Source organism: Paenibacillus montaniterrae (assembly GCF_018403185.1).
GTDB lineage: Bacteria > Bacillota > Bacilli > Paenibacillales > Paenibacillaceae > Pristimantibacillus > Pristimantibacillus montaniterrae.
Genome location: NZ_BOSE01000012.1, coordinates 57,936 through 75,511 on the forward strand (window position 1 = coordinate 57,936; position 17,576 = coordinate 75,511).

Consider the following 17,576-nt stretch of genomic DNA (forward strand, 5'->3'; position numbering starts at 1 on the left):
AACGGGAATATAAGGTGATGAGGAGGAGCAACATGCTTAGAGGGCTCTATTCTGCCGCATCAGGATTAATCAGTCAGCAGCGGCGTCATGATACGATTACGAACAATATTGCCAATATTGAAACGGCGGGCTATAAGCAAAATACAGCGGCATTGCGTTCGTTTAATGAGATGCTGCTGTCAATTACAGGTGTCAACGGGCAGGAGCGCAGGTCGATTGGCACTTGGACTGGCAATGTATTTGCCGAAGAAAGCTTGACGTATCACTTGCAAGGTGATTTAACTGAGACGAACAACCGAAATGATTTTGCAATCCTTTCGAATATAGCAGTAGATGACTTGGTGTTTGACCAATCGGGCAAAGCAGTAAGGGCGAACGGTGAGGTCGTGTTCCAGCCTCAAGCTTATTTCACTGTGCAAAATGCACAGGGAGAAATTCGTTACACGCGCGGCGGACAATTCTCCGTGACGAGCGATGGTTATTTAACGACGAGCACAGGCGATCATATACTTGGAACGAATAACGAACCGATCGTGCTGCCGGCTGGCGTCAGTCTGGATGAGCTTACACTGACAAGTGATCGTCGTCTTGTTACATCAGCGGGCACGGATACAGGCATTCAGCTATTGATATCTCGCATTGACAATCCTAATGGACTAGTAAGAGAAGGAGATGGCAATTTCAAGCTGGTCGAGGGTACTGCTGTACCTATTACAGATCTGGATGCGGTTGAGGTTCGCCAGGGCTATATTGAAAACTCTAACGTAGATGTGCTGCAATCTTCTGTAGATCTAATGGCTGCTTTGCGCGCCTATGAAGCGAATCAAAAGATTGTGCAATATTATGATGCGACACTGCAAAAAACAGCCAATGATATCGGCAGAATTGGCTAAGGGGGAGTAAGGCACGATGAATAGCTCAATGATCAAGGCGCTTAATTCCATGAACTCCTATCAAATGAAAATGGATGTCATTTCGGATAATGTGGCTAATTTCAACACAGTTGGCTACAAGAAGAAATCAACCGTTTTTGAAGACCTATTAAATAATACAAAGACTCAGCCACAAGACTTTGCTTTGGATGGACGCTTGACCCCGCTTGGCTTTAATCAGGGCTGGGGCTCGAGAGTTACTGGACTTGTTACTGACTTTACGCAAGGCACGTTGAATGCAACCGGTGTGCTGACGGATTTGGCGATTGAAGGCAATGCGCTCTTTGAGGTTCAGGTGGATGCGGCAGGCACGACTGCGTATACGAAGGATGGCTCTTTTCAAATTAGTCTCAATCAGGCAGGAGCAGCAGTTTTGACAACCTCCCAAGGATATCCAGTTGTTGGTACATTGCCAGACGGCTCTCAAGGAAGTATTATTATACCTGATGGCTATGCGATGAAGGTGCAGGCTGACGGCAGCGTATTAGGCGTTACTGAAACAGGGGAGTCGATCGCTTTAGGTCGAATTAATCTGGTTCAACCCGTCCGTCCTGACGCGCTCGTTCAAGTAGCTGACAATTTGTTTGCAGTTGCAACTGGAGCTAATGCTGACGAAGCGGTTTTACAGGTTATCCCTAACACAGAAAATCGTCTCGCTGTTCGCCAAGGCTATTTGGAGCAGTCCAATGTTGATTATTCCACAGAAATGACCGACTTACTAAAAGTTCAACGCGCATATCAACTCGCAGCAAGAGCACTAAGTTCTAGTGATACGATGATGCAGTTAGCGAACAATTTGCGTAACAATTAGAACGTAGGTGACTGAAATGAGTAATAAACGATACGATACAGAGCATACAGCGGCAATTTCAGATCAGGATGTATCGCGCAACCATCTGTTCGAGGAGCAAGAAACGATCTTATTGTCGCGTGCGGACAGGCATCGTAATTCTGATCGTGTCAGTTCGTTGTTCTCGCGTGGAAAAAAAGAGGATGAGCTGGCGAGCATCACAGAATCAAGCATGGATGCAGAAGAAGAGGAAGCAGCCGCTATCGCATCTTCTAATGCTGACCGTGCTGAAGGCCAGGAGAAGAAGAAATCTCCTGTCTGGGCGCGCGCTTTGCTTTGGATACTGCGTAAAAGCATTGCCCCGATCATTATGATTATTATGCTCGTGGCCGGGCTGTATATTGGCTACGTCATTTTAGGCGGTCAGCCTAAAGAGGATGTTTTTCAATTCAGTACATGGAAGCATATGTGGGATTTAATTTTCGCCGAATCTTAATGGTTGCGGTGAGCGTATTTATACGAACAAAAATCAGTCAGCAGTCTGCTGGCTGATTTTTACTTTTGGTTCAGTTTTCATTTTGCATGAGGTAGTCTATAATAGTTGGAAGTTAGATAAAATATTCACACGCATACAAAGAGGCTTGCTTGTGGATGTTAAATCCGGCAAGCAAGCCTCCTTATCTCAACCTTCACTTCCTGCAGGATGTAGAAGGATACTTATAGTATTAGCTAACAATCAAATTTTATACGTCTGAAAATTGATAAAAAGGAAAGAGGAATTTGCTGATGTTAGATATTAATGAAATCCAAAAAATTATTCCGCATCGTCCGCCGTTTTTGCTCATTGATCGTATTACAGAAGTTGTTCCAGGTGAAAGAGCTGTAGGTTTAAAAAATGTAACAATGAATGAGCCTTATTTTGTAGGACATTTTCCTGGCTATCCTGTTATGCCTGGCGTGCTTATTGTTGAGGCGTTGGCACAGGTAGGCACAGTAGCAATGCTAATGATTGAAGCGAATAAAGGAAAGCTTGGCTTTTTTGCTGGTATTGACGGCTTCCGTTTTCGTGAGCAAGTAAAGCCAGGCGATACGTTGACGCTTGAAGTAGAAATTACAAGGCTAAAGGGCCCGATTGGCAAGGGCAAAGGTATTGCAAAGGTTGACGGTAAGGTTGTAGCAGAAGGCGAGCTAATGTTTGCATTGACTAATCCGACTGAAGCATAATGAATTTGTAAGTAGAAGGAAGGGTATTAAATTTATGACACAATTGTCTAATGAACAAGCTAAGGTTCGTTACGAATCTTGGCTGCAGGATCCTAATATTGATGAAGAAACGAAGCGCGAGCTGCGCGCATTAGCAGGACAAGAACAGGAAATTACTGACCGCTTTTATCGTGACCTTGAATTTGGCACAGGCGGTTTGCGTGGCGTAATGGGAGCGGGTACGAATCGGCTTAATGCTTATACTGTGGGCAAAGCTACTCAAGGCTTGGCGAATTGGCTGATGGCTCAAAACTTGTCTTCTCCATCTGCGGTTATTGCGCATGATTCACGCAACAACTCGCCGCAGTTTGCATTGGATGCGGCACTGGTTCTTGCCGCTAATGGCGTACGTACGTATTTGTTCAAGTCGTTGCGTGCTACCCCGCAGCTATCATTTGCTGTACGCAAGCTTCAGGCGAGCACAGGCATCGTCATTACGGCAAGCCATAATCCGCCGGAATACAACGGTTATAAAGCTTATGGTGCGGATGGCTGCCAGCTGGTGCCTGAGGATGCAGAGCAGGTCATTGCGGCGATTGCTAAACTGTCCAGCTTTGACGAAATTAAACGCATGACGCAGCAGGAGGCTGAGGAGCAAGGCTTGCTGGTATGGCTGGACGAGTCAATCGATGAAGCTTATGTGCAAACCGTAGTAGCTCAAAGCGTGAATCATCAGCTGCTGCAGGGCGAGCTTGGCGATACTTTTAAAGTTGTATTTACGCCGCTGCATGGTTCAGGCAATTGGCCTGTTCGCAATGTGCTTGCTGCCGCGGGCTTTAAGCAGGTTTATGTAGTTGCCGAGCAGGAGCAGCCGGACGGCAACTTCAGCACTGTCAAATCTCCGAATCCCGAGGAGAAGGAAGCCTTTACGAAGGCGATCGAGTTAGCGCGCAAGGTTGAGGCTGATGTCATTATTGGCACTGACCCGGATGCGGATCGCATGGGCGCAGTTGTCAAAAACAATGATGGCGACTATGTCGTGCTGACAGGCAATCAGTCCGGAGCTATTATGGTTCATTACTTGCTGAGCCAGCTGCAGGCACGTGGACAAATGCCGGATAACGGTGTTGTCATTAAAACGATCGTAACGAGCGAGCTGGGTGAAGTGATTGCCAAGCACTACGGCGCTTCGGTTGAAAATACATTAACCGGCTTTAAATATATCGGCGAAAAAATGACGCGATATGAGCAAACGGGAGAAAAAACATTTTTATTTGGATATGAGGAAAGCTATGGCTATCTGACAGGCACGTATGCGCGCGACAAGGATGCTATAATGGCATCGCTATTCATTTGTGAGGCGGCTGCTTACTACAGCACGCAAGGCAAAACCTTGTACGATGTATTGCAAGAGCTGTACGAGCAATTCGGCTACTTTTTGGAAAGCCAGCAATCACGCACGCTGAAAGGCATTGACGGGGTAGCGCAAATTGCTGCGATTATGACGAATTTCCGGGAACAGCCACCGACAGAGATTGCAGGCATTCGCGTTCAGCAAGTGCTTGATTATGCGCAAGGACTGGATGGGTTGCGTGCAGAGAACGTGTTGAAATATATGCTTGCTGACGGCTCGTGGTTCTGTCTTCGTCCGTCGGGCACAGAGCCTAAAATTAAAGTGTATTTCGCAGTAAAAGGCACATCAGCCGAAGATGCGGCAGCTAAGCAGGCTGCAATTAGTGAAGCGGTTATGCAGCGGGTTGACGGAGTATAATTGTGCACCGCTATGGTGTGAACAAAACGGAGGGGTAACGTGCACTGGAGGCAATGGAACAAAAAAGCAAGAATGCTGCTTTGGATTATTACACTAGCTGGTGTTATTGCGGCAATTCCGCTTGGCGTGCTGCGCGTCAGTATGGAAAGCTCGGCTGATACGGTTGAATATGTATTCGATTATCGTGATTTGGAGGAAGTAGCCAACTATCAAAGCAATGTCGCATCGTTTCTGGACGAAAAGCTGCTTGCTTTAAAAGCAGCAGGCGTACAAACGATGTCGCTATATGAAAGCTCCCTCAAGGATTTAATGCAGTCTGGACGACTGGTTTACTATTCTGAAAAGGATATGGCGAGCTTACAAGGCACCCTGCTTGATACGACAAAAAATCATACGTATGTCATTTTTGCCGGAGAGCAGGAAGCTGAAAAAATCGCGCCGATTATTAAGCACGAATATGCCAGACAAGGCGTGAACGTCAACGATTGGACCTATGAGGACAAGCCGGCGCTCATTATTGAGGAATCGATCAACGCAGCGAACTTAAAAACGCTTGATTTCGATCCGATGACGATTGAAATGTTGAAGGATTACGGGTTCAATATTATCGCACGCTTCTCGGATCGCATTCAGCCTTACCATAAAGGGATGGCTGAGGAGCAAGTGAAGCGCTTGAACGAATATGGAGTTACCCGCATTATTTTTGACGGTACGCATGTAAAAGGGGCCAATGATCAGGCTGAAATGAAAAGCTTGAATCATTTTGGCGAGTTGCTAAAAAGCTACAATATGGGAATTAGCGTTATTGAAAATTTAAGAGCGCCTCAGGCGGGTACAGCAACACTTGCTTATTTGCTTGATTACAATGTAGTTCGTCTATATTCCCTATCTGATGCCGACAGCTTTACAATGACGCCTGAGGGCATTACAGACCGCTTTAAGCTTGCTGCCAAGGATCGCAACATACGTATGTTTTTCTTGAATGTTGGCGTTAGGTCTAACGGCAATACAGGTGTGCTTGAGCATTCTGTAGACAAGCTTACAGAAGCGCTGGCTGGAGAAGAAGGCGTTGTCGCACAAATGGAGAAAGCAGGCTTTCCGAACGGAATTGCCCAAGCTTTTGATTATGAAAACCCGCAATGGACGAAATTCGCCCGAATTATCGTTGCACTTGCAGCAATAGCGATTATTACGCTGCTTGTAGGAGCATTTTTGCCGGGAACAGAGATTATTATCTTTATATTAGGTGTAATTGGCTCAGGCGGGTTGTATGTATTGAATAGCTCGCTTATGGAGCAGGGCTTGGCACTCGGCGCTGCTATTAGCGGACCGACGTTAGGCGTAATCTGGATGCTGAATCGCATGTATGCTCGCACAATTGGCGAGCGCCGCATGCTTGGCGTTTCAGATTGGACATTGAGCGGCACGACACCGATTCACGATGGCAGTTTGGAGCAGCCTAAGCCGAAATGGATTTTCCCAGAGCTTCCATTCTCGCGCCGCATTGGCTTGACGATGAGCTGGTTTATTGTCGGTACTTGTATTACGCTATGCGCTGTGCCGCTTGTATTTGGCTTGTTGTTCAATATTACGTACAGCTTGGTGATTGAGCAGTTTAGAGGCGTTAGCGCGCTTCACCTTGCTCCGCTAGCATTAATAACGATTTATGTGCTGCTATATCGCGGTGAAGGCGCCAAAGGGGCCATCGGACGTTTGTGGAATCTGCTGCAAAAACCGATCAGCCTGCTGTGGGTAGTCATCGCTGTTATTGTGGCAGCAATTGGGGCATACTATCTTTCCCGTACAGGAAATGCCGGACAAGTAACGGGGCTTGAGCTAATGATTCGCCATTGGCTTGAATCGACGGTTGGGGTTCGTCCAAGATTTAAAGAGTTTATGATTGGACATCCACCTCTTATTCTTGGCTTGTTTCTCGCTTTGCGTTATCGGGCGTCCTGGCTGCTTATTATTGTGGGAACGATGGGACAGCTCACAATGGTTAGCACATTTACGCATATTCATTCGCCAATTATGATCTCAATTATTCGTACCTTGCTAGGTCTCGGCATTGGCATTATCATTGGCTTGCTGCTAATTCTAGCGTGGACAGTAGTGGAAGGAGCATGGCGCAAATGGGCTTGGCCGCGAATTCAGCAACGTTTCGAGTCGTAATTTCGGGTTACTACGGATTTAACAATAGTGGCGATGAAGCGGTGCTGCGCTCTATTCTGCTTGCGCTAGAGGAGCAAAGTAAAGAAGCGGGCATTAACATAGAGCCCGTTGTACTAAGTGCAGATCCAGCAGGGACGAGCCAAATGTACGGTGTGGAGGCGGTGCCGCGCATGCATCCGGCTTCAATTAGGCGTGCGCTTTCTTCCGCTCATGCTTTGATTAGCGGAGGTGGAAGTTTGCTGCAGGATGCAACGGGTATGAAAAGCATTCCGTATTATACAGGGATCATTAAATTAGCTCAGTGGATGCGCAAGCCAACGTTTATTTATGCACAAGGGATCGGCCCTGTGCAGCGCAAGGCAATGTTCCCACTTATCGCTTCAGCTATGAAAAAAAGCCGCTATGTATCGGTGCGTGATGCTCAATCGGCTCAATTTTTGCGAGAGATTGGTGTAAACAAGCCAGAGGTGGAGGTTGTGCCTGATCCGGTAATGGGTATGCCGCTGCCGCAGCAAGCTGAAGCTTTGCTCGCTGAGAGCGAGCTTCCACGGATCGGGATTTCCGTTCGCTTTTGGAACAAGGATCGTTCAGATTTGCAGAGGATCAGTGATGCATTAGTAAAGCTTACGATGCAACGAGATGTTCAGCTGACCTTTTTGCCTTTCCATACGCCGGATGATGTGGAAGCTTCCGACTTTGTTGCGCAGCAGCTTAAAGGGCGAATCGGTGGTGGCAGTAAGGTTGAAATTGCCAAGCTGCCGGACGATCCTCAAGTCATGCTGCAGGCAGTATCGCAATGCGATGTTTTGTTCGGCATGCGGCTGCATGCGCTAATTTACGCTGCGAATCAGCATGTTCCAATGCTCGGGCTTTCCTATGATCCAAAAATTGATCAATTTTTGAAACGTATTGACTGCTCGCCAATTGGAACAACAGACCGTCTGGATGCTGAACAATTTGCTCAGGAAGTGGTGGCATTACTAGATCACCGTATGGATTGGCAGAAGCAGCATGAGCGACAAATTGTGACACTAATCCAGCAATCTCAAAAACCTGCGCAACAAATCGTGCAATTTTTGCGTCAGAATATATCGAGGTGATTTCCCTCATGGCAAAAACTATACCAACGGTCCATATATACGGTATTCCATTTTCTAAAATGAGCATGAACGAAACGGTTCAGTATTTGACTGATCGCATTGCAGCAGGTGAGCAAACACATGTGATCACTGCCAACCCGATTATGGTCATGACCGCGCTTGAAAAGCCTTCCTATAAGGAAATGATGCTTAAATCCGACATTATCGTTCCAGATGGAGCGGGAATTGTCTGGGCTGCACAAAAGGCAGGCAATCCGGTGGCAGAGCGTGTGACCGGCATTGAATTGCTGCATGAGCTTTTGAAGGTTGGCGAGCAGCATCACTGGAAAATATTTTTGCTCGGCACGACGCAGGAAATTATCGAGGCTGCGGCTGAATCGCTGCAAATGCAGTATCCGCAAGTAAGAATAGTTGGCGCAAGAAATGGATTTTTTGATGCTTCCAAGGATGATGAGGTTGTTGCTCAAATCGCCGAGCTGCAGCCGCATTTGCTGTTTGTTGCACGCGGGGCTGAGACGCAGGAGCCGTGGATCGTCAAGCATCGTGCGGCGTTGAAGGTACCTTTGATTATGGGAGTTGGCGGCAGCTTTGACGTTATTTCCGGCAAGCTGAAGCGTGCACCGGAATGGGTGCAGCGCATTCGAATGGAATGGCTGTTTCGATTGCTGCAGGAGCCAAAGCGCTTGCCACGCATGATGGTGCTGCCAAAGTTTATGCTTAAAGTGCTGCGCGACAAAGAGAAGGTTACAAAACATATTGAAAACTCGTGAAAATAAGCGAATTTCTCTTATTTAGATTAAATTCGAAAGTAGTAATTTTTCTGTGTGGAGAGTATAATTCAACACGATGCTTACTACAGAAAGAAAGAGCTGGCATTCCAAAACACTGGATAAGTTGACTGCGATCAGCAAATGATAAGCAGGAATCAGTCAACGAGTTCTGTTTGTAGTTCCAGAGGGGAGAATTCATATTATGCCAATTGGAATCGTTTATACGCTCGGTTTTGCAATTGCACTTATCGTCGCCTTAATTATGACGCCGCTCGTAAAGAAATTTGCTTTTTTTGTTGGCGCAATTGACAAACCGAATCATCGCAAAGTTCATACACGTATTATGCCGCGAATGGGCGGCTTGGCTATTTATCTTGCACTAGTCGTTTCATTCTTTTGCGTTATAATGCTAATACCTGAAGGAACATTGCTCGGGAAAGATTTAAATTTACTTAAGGCAGTATTAGTTGGCGGCACAATCATCATTATTACGGGTGCGTTTGATGACCGTTTTGAATTGTCAGCCAAGCTGAAGTTTGTGCTGCAAATTATAGCTGCCTGCGTTGTAGTGTTCGGCTTTGATATTTCGATTGAATTTGTGAGCCTGCCATTTGGTGAAAACATGCAGCGAATTAACGATTGGATCGGGATTCCAGTAACGATTCTGTGGATCGTTGGTGTGACAAATGCAATCAACTTAATTGATGGCTTGGACGGCTTGGCATCTGGCGTATCGGGTATTGCAATTGCTACGATTTTAATTATGGCAATCATTATGGGCTTCCAACCGGTTATTTTGCTAAGCACGTTGTTGCTTGGCGGTATTATTGGATTTCTACGATATAATTTCCACCCGGCTAAAATTTTTATGGGTGATTCAGGATCATTGTTCTTAGGATTTTGCTTAGCTATGCTATCATTAATTTCATTCAAACAGATTACGTTGGTTTCGTTCGTCATTCCGTTATTAATTATCGGCGTACCGCTGTCTGATACGTTCTTTGCGATTATTCGCCGCTTGGTCAACAAGCGCCCGATCTTTGCCCCGGACAAAGGGCATTTGCATCATCGCTTGCAGGATCTGGGCTTTAGCCATCGCAAGACAGTATTGATGATTTGGGGAATTGCCGCAATATTTGGCGCTATGGCGATTATTCAATCCGCTGTAATGAAATTTAATGGTGCCAACTGGATTACGTTTGCCGTTGTTTGTATCGTAATATTTTTTATGCAAATTGGAGCAGAAGTAATCGGTATTGTCGACAAGTCGCGCCGACCATTAATCGGGCTTCTGCAAAAGCTGGGACTTAAGCTTGGCTTTGTAGATTCACAGTCGTCGCGTAGTGAATAAATGATTTTTTATAGATGGATAGTGAGGGGCTGCTGACCGCATATTGGTTGGCAGCCTTTTTTATGCAGCTCGCGCTGTCGAATAATGCTGTCTAATTTTATGGTTGCTCGACGCATGCACATGTTGAAAAAGTGCGAATTACAGGATTTTCATGTCGATATCACTTTAAATCAACGTTTATTTGACCGATATAAGAGATACGGAACTTTTTAGTAAATTTTGCGTCTATCAAATTACGACAAGAAAATTATGGGAAGGAGCTTTGGAGAAATGCTGTCTTTACTCATGTGATCTGCACTTGGGTGCAATTCATATAGAAAATAACTAAAATTTCAAGAAGAGAGGAGTATTCACTTGAAGAAGTTTTTATCTGTCGTTTTGACGTTGGCACTGGTGATTACTTTAATTCCAGCGTACGGTTCAAACATTCAAGTTGATGCAGCGGGCAGTTACTTTTTGTTCCCTAACGAAAAGGATAGTAAAGCCTCTGCAAGGGTTGTTTCCAGCAAGTATGTTACGCTTAACGGAACAATTAACGGGGTTGTCGGCTCGTCTATTAGCTATAAGGTAGAGCAGGTTACGCTAAATAGTGACGCGCCTCTAAACAGTACTCAAGATATTTCAACGGGGATATCGACTACTGGCGACAATCAGATTACAGTATCAAATTTGGAGCTGTTTGCAGGTTTGAACAAAATTACGTTCAAAGGTGTTGCAGGAACTTCAACAGTTGAAGAATCGATCTACATAGAATTCCGCGACAGCCCGATGCTTAATGATTTGAAAATTTTATTTGAAAACCGTTCCTACGATGTGCTGGAATCTGGTGTGACAATGCTGTATTCGCAAAGCCAGACACCATCATCGACAGGCATTATTACAATTGACGGCTATGCTCCAAATGCGACAAAGGTTACAGTTGAAATTAACGACTACAGCTATGATTTCAACGTATCGCAAACAACAAACAATTTTCGCTTTACAACATCTCAGTTGACGATTAATAAAGGGATGAATACGATCAAATTTAAAGTAACCAACGGTGGTCAGGTTATAGAGACAACAAGACAAGTGACGCTATATAATGGCGAGGTTACTTATTTTGACGAGAAGCTGATTAATGGCAGTACATCCTATGATTTGTCCTACAATGGCGATTATTCCATTGATAGAGGGCAAACTTTAAAGCTAAGCGGAAAAGCAATTATTCCATTGCCTTTATATGATCTTGCCAATAACGGGACGACTCCTGTTAGCACAAGCAATATGAATACGTTCAGAACGGTATTAGCTCGTAATATGAGCATCTCCATCTCTGGTATTACAAACAATCCGGCCGTTCAAATTACAGGTTTAAATCCTTCAACTTTAACGGCATCATCGGAATATGTTACGGTGAGCTATGAGTATACGCTGCCAAGCACGCTGCAGCTTAATACACCAATTTCGTTTACGATGAGAGCACCGAATTTAACGCAATATGATACATCTAACGCTCGTCAATTTACTTTGCGTGATGGTACAAAGGCCTATATTGCTGATATTAATTACTTAACTGGCTTTGACGATGCAATGACGGATAACCATGCGTCGAATTCCAAGCTTTCAGTAACGTCTAATCCAAGTCAGATTAGAGCTTTGCAAGCAACTGATATTCCAGCTGCCGGAGTAGAGGTTTATTCTATTCCAATGGCAGTAGAACTGTTGATTGCCAATGCCAGTTCGCTTGGAACGAGTGCTAATATTCCAAATCAACTTGCTGTAACGGTCAATGGAACTTCGTATTCATATCGGGTTATTGCGGATAGATCGACTGGGACTCCGGTCACAGAAACGGTCACAAGACAAGTTGATGGAGTAGACGTTAATTACTTGCGAGTATTTCTCGAGTTTGAGAACCTGGATAAAGCAGGGACAAATACGGTAGGCATCGCACTAACTAACACGAATACATCTATTACAGACCCTAAATATGCTGTCTTCAAGCTGCAGTACGGTCCGTATGTAAAATTCGAGAGCCTGGTAGACGGCATGTCCGTTACGTATGATTCATATCGTGATAATAACGAGGATTTAGTAAGACGAATCGGAGCCTTGGCGGGTAGAGTTATGAACATCGCCAATCCGAACGATATTGTTTACAAAACCTCTGGCAACAAAAAGCAATCTGTCTTTTTATATTTAAATAATGTTGAAATACCGATTAACTCATATTCTACAAGTGCACCGAATTCGCCTGTGTTTCGTCCAGACGGGGCTACAGTGAACTCCAGCGGCCAAATTACGTCCTTGACTCCGGCTTTGGTAAGTGAGTTGGCACAAATTATGAATAAAGCTGGGGAAAACACGGTTAAATTTGTTTTCCGCACGAGCACGTACAGCTATGAAAGCACGGTCAAGTTTAGCATTGTGCCAACGAACCTGCCGATGGTACCATCGCCAAACAGCGATGGCGTATATCCGCATTCAGCAGGCAGCTGGCCGCCTTCATCCAGCGATGCTAAGTTTACGTATAGCGATGGGGTGTATACAACTAGAGAAGCTGAATTTGATGTGTACGGTACGTTTGACTTTATCGATTTAGGTACAACAACTGCAGAAATCGAGGCAGCATTGAATTCGTCAAGAATTACGAAAGAAAATTATATCGTTCAAATTACTAATCCTGATTGGAACACACCTGTTAAGTGGAACTTGGGCATGCAGTTCAAGGCTACTGACAAATCGCGCAATATTGAGAAGCAGGCAAACGGGACAGATCGCATTTATAATAGTAATTCAACAAGCGCAGCAACTCCTGACGCCAATATTACGTTCTATTATGACAAAGAGAAGCAAGACTTCTTCTTTAACATTACAAATCAACAAATGCCTGAAGACGGCAGTGCTTTAGTTTATGTCATTACCGTATTTAATGCTGGCGAGAGTGGACCGCGAGCGACATATCGTTTGGAGGTTAATCCAATCTCCATCCCATACAGCATCAAGTCTCCTGTAGAGGAAAAGCGTATTGTCAATCAAAACTTTGTAGAGGTTATTATTTCTGCACCTGGAGCTGAATCTGTAACAATCAACAAGCAGGTTGCAGAGCCAATTGACTTCTATGATTATAATGCAGGTCCAAACACTACGATTAAAGCATTCCGTACCGTAATTACAAACTTGCGAGCCAATCGAGATACCGATATCTCATTTACGATTAAGCGCGGTGAAACGACAACGACAGATGAGTTTACAGTGAAATATGTGCCGACCAATATACCTGGCGCACAATATCTTGAGACGATGAAAAACTCGCATAAAGTATTTAATAACTCGTTGACGTTGACGTTCCCGAGAAATACGAATTTGATTCGCCCAAGCTATAATCAATCTAATGATCATGCAACGCAAGTGTATAATAATCACGATATTTTATTTGCAATAGCTAACCCGGATGATGGTATTGTCGATCGTCATTTATTTGAAAGTCAGGCTCCTGACTATTCGGCAAACAGTCAGGCAACTGGCGAGCTTCATATTAAAACTCGCTTTGAAAGCTATGCGAATCGCTACATTAAAGCAAGTCCATTGTATTGGATTGACGCCGGATTGGCTGATGACCCGGATACGAATAGTTATGACCCAGAGCGTGGCGGAATTGATCCGTTCCCGTTCCCGAATTATGTAGGCAAGTATAATCAAAACTTTGCTGCTCGCTACGGGCTTCAAGGACGAGAGCTGATTCCAAGCAATGTGGGCTCATTGACGTTGACCTATGACAACAGCATAGTGCAAAGCGCTGGCACTACGATTACAGTATTCCGCTTTGATCCTTACAGCAGCATGTGGGAAAATATCGGCGGTGTAGTGGACGAAAAGAAAGGCACGATCACGGTACCTTTCAACAAGTTTGGCTATTATGTCGTCGTCAAGCTGACACGTAGCTACAACGATATTATCGATCACAGCTATGCTCGTGAAGCAATGGAAGCCATTTACTCTAAAGGGGTAATGAATGCTATTGAGCCTGTCAATCGTTTTGGCGGCGACGAGTATATTACTCGCGGTGAGTTTACGCGCATGATCGTTAGAGCGCTTGATTTGCCATTGAATTACTCAGGCAGTCTGCACTTTACGTATTATCCGGAAACCATTACGAATGCAAGTAATGCCAATGCTATTTACGATTATCGTTACATTGAAACTGCCGCTCGTGCAGGTATCGTAAACGGCACGCGTCCTGGTTTCTTCGGCGAGGATGTTTCCATTACCCGTCAGGACGCCGCAGTTATTTTAGCGCGCGGCCTTGAACTGAAGCTCGAAACGAATGCAACTAAAGCAAAACAACAGCTGGATAAGGCGTTCAAAGATGGTGCGAGCTTTGATTATTACGCGATACCGGCGGTACTGGCTATTCAAAAGCAAGGCTTTATCGTTGGTAAGCCGCTTAATACTGCTGATCCGAAGGCCGGCTACATCTTTGATCCAAAAGCAAGAATGCTGCGCAGCGATGCTGCCATTATTATGGCGCGTGTGATGAACAGCTTGAAGAAGCTTCCGCAAATTTATGGATAATTAAACGTTCAATAATAAAGAAGGCATGAGATGGTTAACATTTCATGCCTTCTTTAACGGTGATGGTAAAAGTTTGGTATCGACTTCAAATCTAGTACAAGCTATACTATTAATAGAAATTTGAAATAAAAATTTCCAGTACGCTCCTTGCATACATACTTGCAAAATCTTGTTGAAATAGGCGCAACTTTTTAGCTGCTGCTACGTCTAAAGTAATGTGAGATGAATCGAGAGCAAATTGAAGCCACCAGGACTCGGAAAGATTTGGAATGAAAAGTGAAGTTTCTCTTTACGGTCTGGGCACAACATTGTATAATGTTATAGTGATACATGTAATCTAGCAGGCTTCTCTCATCATTTACAAGTTTCTACAGCGTGCTCAATACATACGTTGTCATGCTAGTAGACATCATTTTATAATTATGTGCTCTACTCCAGGAAGGGGGTGAACTGGCTATGAGTAATTCGAGCCATTTTTTATCAAAACAAAACTCTCAACAACCGAAGCAATTTAGAGGAGGAGAAAAAAAGGTTATGAAAAAAAGTTTATCTCTACTAGTTGCAATCGCCATGGTATTCTCCATGTTTGCAACGCTTGTTTCTGCTGACGGTAAGGCAGCAGGCCAAAAACTTCAAGATCTTGGTATTATTAAAGGTACTTCTGATGGTCTTGATGAGAACAAAGAATGGTTGCGTCAAGACGTTACAGTTCTATTGTCTCGTCTACTAAACGCTGAAGCAGAAGCGAAAGCTCATGCTAACACTCATGGTTTTGCTGACCTTGATTCTAAGTTCTACAACGGTTACGTTTCTTGGGCTAAAGAAAAAGGTTACTTCAACGGCGAAACTGACACTAGATTTGGTGTAGGTAACCCTATCACTAACCAACAATTCGCAGCAGTTCTTCTACGTGTACTTAAAGTAGACGTTGAATATGCTAACGCATTTGAAAAAGCAGTTGAGCTTGAGTTGGTATCTGCTGACCTTAACAAAACTGCAAACGCTGTTCGCGGCGACATCTACGAAGCTCTAGTTAAAGCTCTTGATTTCAAAATCGATGGCAAAAAACTAGGTACTATTCTTGGTCTTAAAGGCTACGAAGTTACAGATCTTGAAGTTGAAGCTGCTAAAGGCATCAACCAAAAAACTGTAGTTGTTGAATTCAACAAAGAAATCGCTTCTGTGAATGCTAACAACTTCTCTGTAAAACGTGCTGACAATGACTCTGTACAAATCATTCAAAACGTTACTGTAAGTGGCAAAACTGCAACAATCTCTCTTGTAGACAATCTTGTTGCTGACCAAAGCTACATCGTAACTGTAAGCAATGTTGCTGATCTTGAGTCTGCTTCTAAAGTTGATTCTGCTAACGTAACATTCTCTTACACTAAAACAGCTGCAGCTTCTATCTCTTTTGCTGCAACTACAATCGAGCAAAACAAAGAGCTTAAAGTAGTAATTAAAGATGCTCAAGGCAATGATATTACTCCTAACTTTGCAAGCACTGATATCGAAGCTGTTTCTTCTGCAGCAATCATCAGCCAAAACCCAACTACTGGCGTAATCTCTGCTGGTAGCCTAAACGGTGCAGCTGAAGCTTATGCAGTAGTTTCTGCTAAAATTAAAGGTACTGAAATTACTACTGGTAACGTAATTGTTTATGTTAAATCTTCTTTGACTACAGCTAACTCAATCGGTAAAGTAACTCTTGGTTCTACTACTGATCCTGAGCTTTCTATCTTCAAAGGTACTGTAGGTTCAACTCTAGTTGCTGAAATCGTTGACTCTAACAATCAAGCTGTAAGCTTGGTAGCTAACGGCGACCCTTACAAAGCTAACTTCAGATCTTTGAGCCCAACAGTTCTAGTTGTTGACCAAACTACTGGTGCTGTTCAACCGATCGCTACTGGTTCTGCGACTGTTGTAATCAGCGGTACAATCGGCGGTAAAACAGTTTCTAAGTCTGTAGTTGTAACTGTAAAAGACGATGCTAAAGTTTCTGCACTAACAGCTGACAAAGCATCTGTAAACGTAGTTCTTGGTTCTAACGGTGTTGACTATCAAGTTAAACTAACTGTTAAAGATCAATATGGTAACAAAGTTTCTGGTAACGGTATTCTTAACGTAACAGCTTCTACTGCTGGTATCGTAGCTGTTCCTACTACTTTGAACTACACTAACGGCGAAGTTACATTGACATTGCCTGCTGGTACTGCTGTAAAAGGCAGCACAGTTCTTACTTTCAAAGAGTCTACAAACGCTAACGTTGCAGCTTCTGTAACAGTTAATGTTGTAGAAAAAGCAGCATTCGCTGGTTATGCTGTTGATATCTCTGATCTTACTCTAGATGTAAACACTAATACATCTGACTCTAACAAAAAGAATCCTTCTTCTACTAACGTAAAAGTATACGAAAAGGATGTTAACGGCAACTACATCAATGCTGTAGTTGCAAATGTAACTGTTGAAGCTCCTAAAGCTGATATCGTTACAATCAACGGTAACACAATCACAGCTGCTAAAGCTGGTACTGAAGTTGTTACAGTTAAAGTTAACGGCGTAAGCATCGGTAGCTACACATTCACAGTTGTTAACACAACTGCAAGCATTTCTAAAGTAACTCAAAACGTGAATGCAATCACTGTTGGTAACAGCGATTCTGGTATCTTCGCTAAACTATTCGGTACAAACGGTGCATTCTCTGCTTACAACCAATACGGTTCTGCAGCAACAATCACTGCAGCTGATGTAGCAATCTACTCTGGAAACAATAACCTAGTTACTGTTTCTAATGATAAAGTTATTACATCTCATCCAACTAACGATGGTACTGTTCTTCTAACAGTAGTAATCGCTGGTCAAGTATTCACAATCAACGTTGTAGTTCAATAATTGAACTTAACGTAACGAAAAGCTGTCAAGCCTCTGGC

The 17,576-nt window shown here is 44.0% G+C and carries 11 protein-coding genes; all 11 read left to right on the top strand.

Annotated elements, in window-relative coordinates; translation table 11 throughout:
• The first annotated feature begins 32 nt into the window (after positions 1–32).
• The 11 genes from KJS52_RS23390 (at position 33) to KJS52_RS23440 (ending at position 17,538) form a co-directional block, all read left to right on the top strand.
• On the top strand, positions 33–893 hold the full coding sequence (locus KJS52_RS23390) for a flagellar hook-basal body protein (RefSeq protein WP_213519724.1): 861 nt from the start codon (positions 33–35) through the stop codon (positions 891–893).
• A 16-nt stretch (positions 894–909) separates the two neighbouring features.
• A complete protein-coding gene (locus KJS52_RS23395; protein WP_213519725.1) occupies positions 910–1,743 on the top strand; it encodes a flagellar hook-basal body protein in 834 nt (277 codons plus the stop codon).
• A 16-nt stretch (positions 1,744–1,759) separates the two neighbouring features.
• Positions 1,760–2,218 carry a DNA-directed RNA polymerase subunit beta gene (locus KJS52_RS23400; protein ID WP_213519726.1) on the top strand — a complete coding sequence of 153 codons (459 nt, stop codon included), beginning with the start codon at positions 1,760–1,762 and terminating at the stop codon, positions 2,216–2,218.
• A gap of 290 nt (positions 2,219–2,508) precedes the next feature.
• Complete coding sequence (fabZ, locus tag KJS52_RS23405) at positions 2,509–2,946, top strand: 3-hydroxyacyl-ACP dehydratase FabZ (RefSeq protein WP_213519727.1); 438 nt, start codon at positions 2,509–2,511, stop codon at positions 2,944–2,946.
• Between the two features lie 34 nt (positions 2,947–2,980).
• On the top strand, positions 2,981–4,696 hold the full coding sequence (locus KJS52_RS23410; protein ID WP_213519728.1) for a phospho-sugar mutase: 1,716 nt from the start codon (positions 2,981–2,983) through the stop codon (positions 4,694–4,696).
• Between the two features lie 39 nt (positions 4,697–4,735).
• The gene (locus tag KJS52_RS23415; protein ID WP_246563895.1) at positions 4,736–6,868 is read left to right on the top strand and encodes a DUF5693 family protein; all 2,133 of its coding nucleotides are present in this window, start codon (positions 4,736–4,738) and stop codon (positions 6,866–6,868) included.
• A complete protein-coding gene (gene csaB / locus KJS52_RS23420) occupies positions 6,829–7,968 on the top strand; it encodes a polysaccharide pyruvyl transferase CsaB (protein ID WP_213519729.1) in 1,140 nt (379 codons plus the stop codon). Before KJS52_RS23415 ends, csaB begins: the two co-directional genes overlap by 40 nt.
• Before the next feature lie 8 nt (positions 7,969–7,976).
• A complete protein-coding gene (locus KJS52_RS23425; RefSeq protein ID WP_213519730.1) occupies positions 7,977–8,738 on the top strand; it encodes a WecB/TagA/CpsF family glycosyltransferase in 762 nt (253 codons plus the stop codon).
• Positions 8,739–8,940: 202 nt separating this feature from the next.
• On the top strand, positions 8,941–10,089 hold the full coding sequence (locus KJS52_RS23430; RefSeq protein ID WP_213519731.1) for a glycosyltransferase family 4 protein: 1,149 nt from the start codon (positions 8,941–8,943) through the stop codon (positions 10,087–10,089).
• 354 nt (positions 10,090–10,443) lie between these two features.
• Entirely contained in the window at positions 10,444–14,646 is a 4,203-nt protein-coding gene (locus tag KJS52_RS23435) for an S-layer homology domain-containing protein (RefSeq protein WP_213519732.1), read from the top strand.
• A 456-nt stretch (positions 14,647–15,102) separates the two neighbouring features.
• Positions 15,103–17,538, top strand: a complete 2,436-nt coding sequence (locus KJS52_RS23440) for an S-layer homology domain-containing protein (protein ID WP_213519733.1) — start codon at positions 15,103–15,105, stop codon at positions 17,536–17,538.
• The last annotated feature ends 38 nt before the right edge of the window (positions 17,539–17,576 follow it).

Bases quoted from the DNA above. Each gene is read 5' to 3' on its own strand.
- csaB (WP_213519729.1), top strand. From the start codon at position 6,829: ATGGGCTTGGCCGCGAATTCAGCAACGTTTCGAGTCGTAATTTCGGGT.
- fabZ (WP_213519727.1), top strand. From the start codon at position 2,509: ATGTTAGATATTAATGAAATCCAAAAAATTATTCCGCATCGTCCGCCG.
- KJS52_RS23410 (WP_213519728.1), top strand. From the start codon at position 2,981: ATGACACAATTGTCTAATGAACAAGCTAAGGTTCGTTACGAATCTTGG.
- KJS52_RS23390 (WP_213519724.1), top strand. From the start codon at position 33: ATGCTTAGAGGGCTCTATTCTGCCGCATCAGGATTAATCAGTCAGCAG.
- KJS52_RS23425 (WP_213519730.1), top strand. From the start codon at position 7,977: ATGGCAAAAACTATACCAACGGTCCATATATACGGTATTCCATTTTCT.
- KJS52_RS23395 (WP_213519725.1), top strand. From the start codon at position 910: ATGAATAGCTCAATGATCAAGGCGCTTAATTCCATGAACTCCTATCAA.
- KJS52_RS23440 (WP_213519733.1), top strand. From the start codon at position 15,103: ATGAGTAATTCGAGCCATTTTTTATCAAAACAAAACTCTCAACAACCG.
- KJS52_RS23430 (WP_213519731.1), top strand. From the start codon at position 8,941: ATGCCAATTGGAATCGTTTATACGCTCGGTTTTGCAATTGCACTTATC.
- KJS52_RS23400 (WP_213519726.1), top strand. From the start codon at position 1,760: ATGAGTAATAAACGATACGATACAGAGCATACAGCGGCAATTTCAGAT.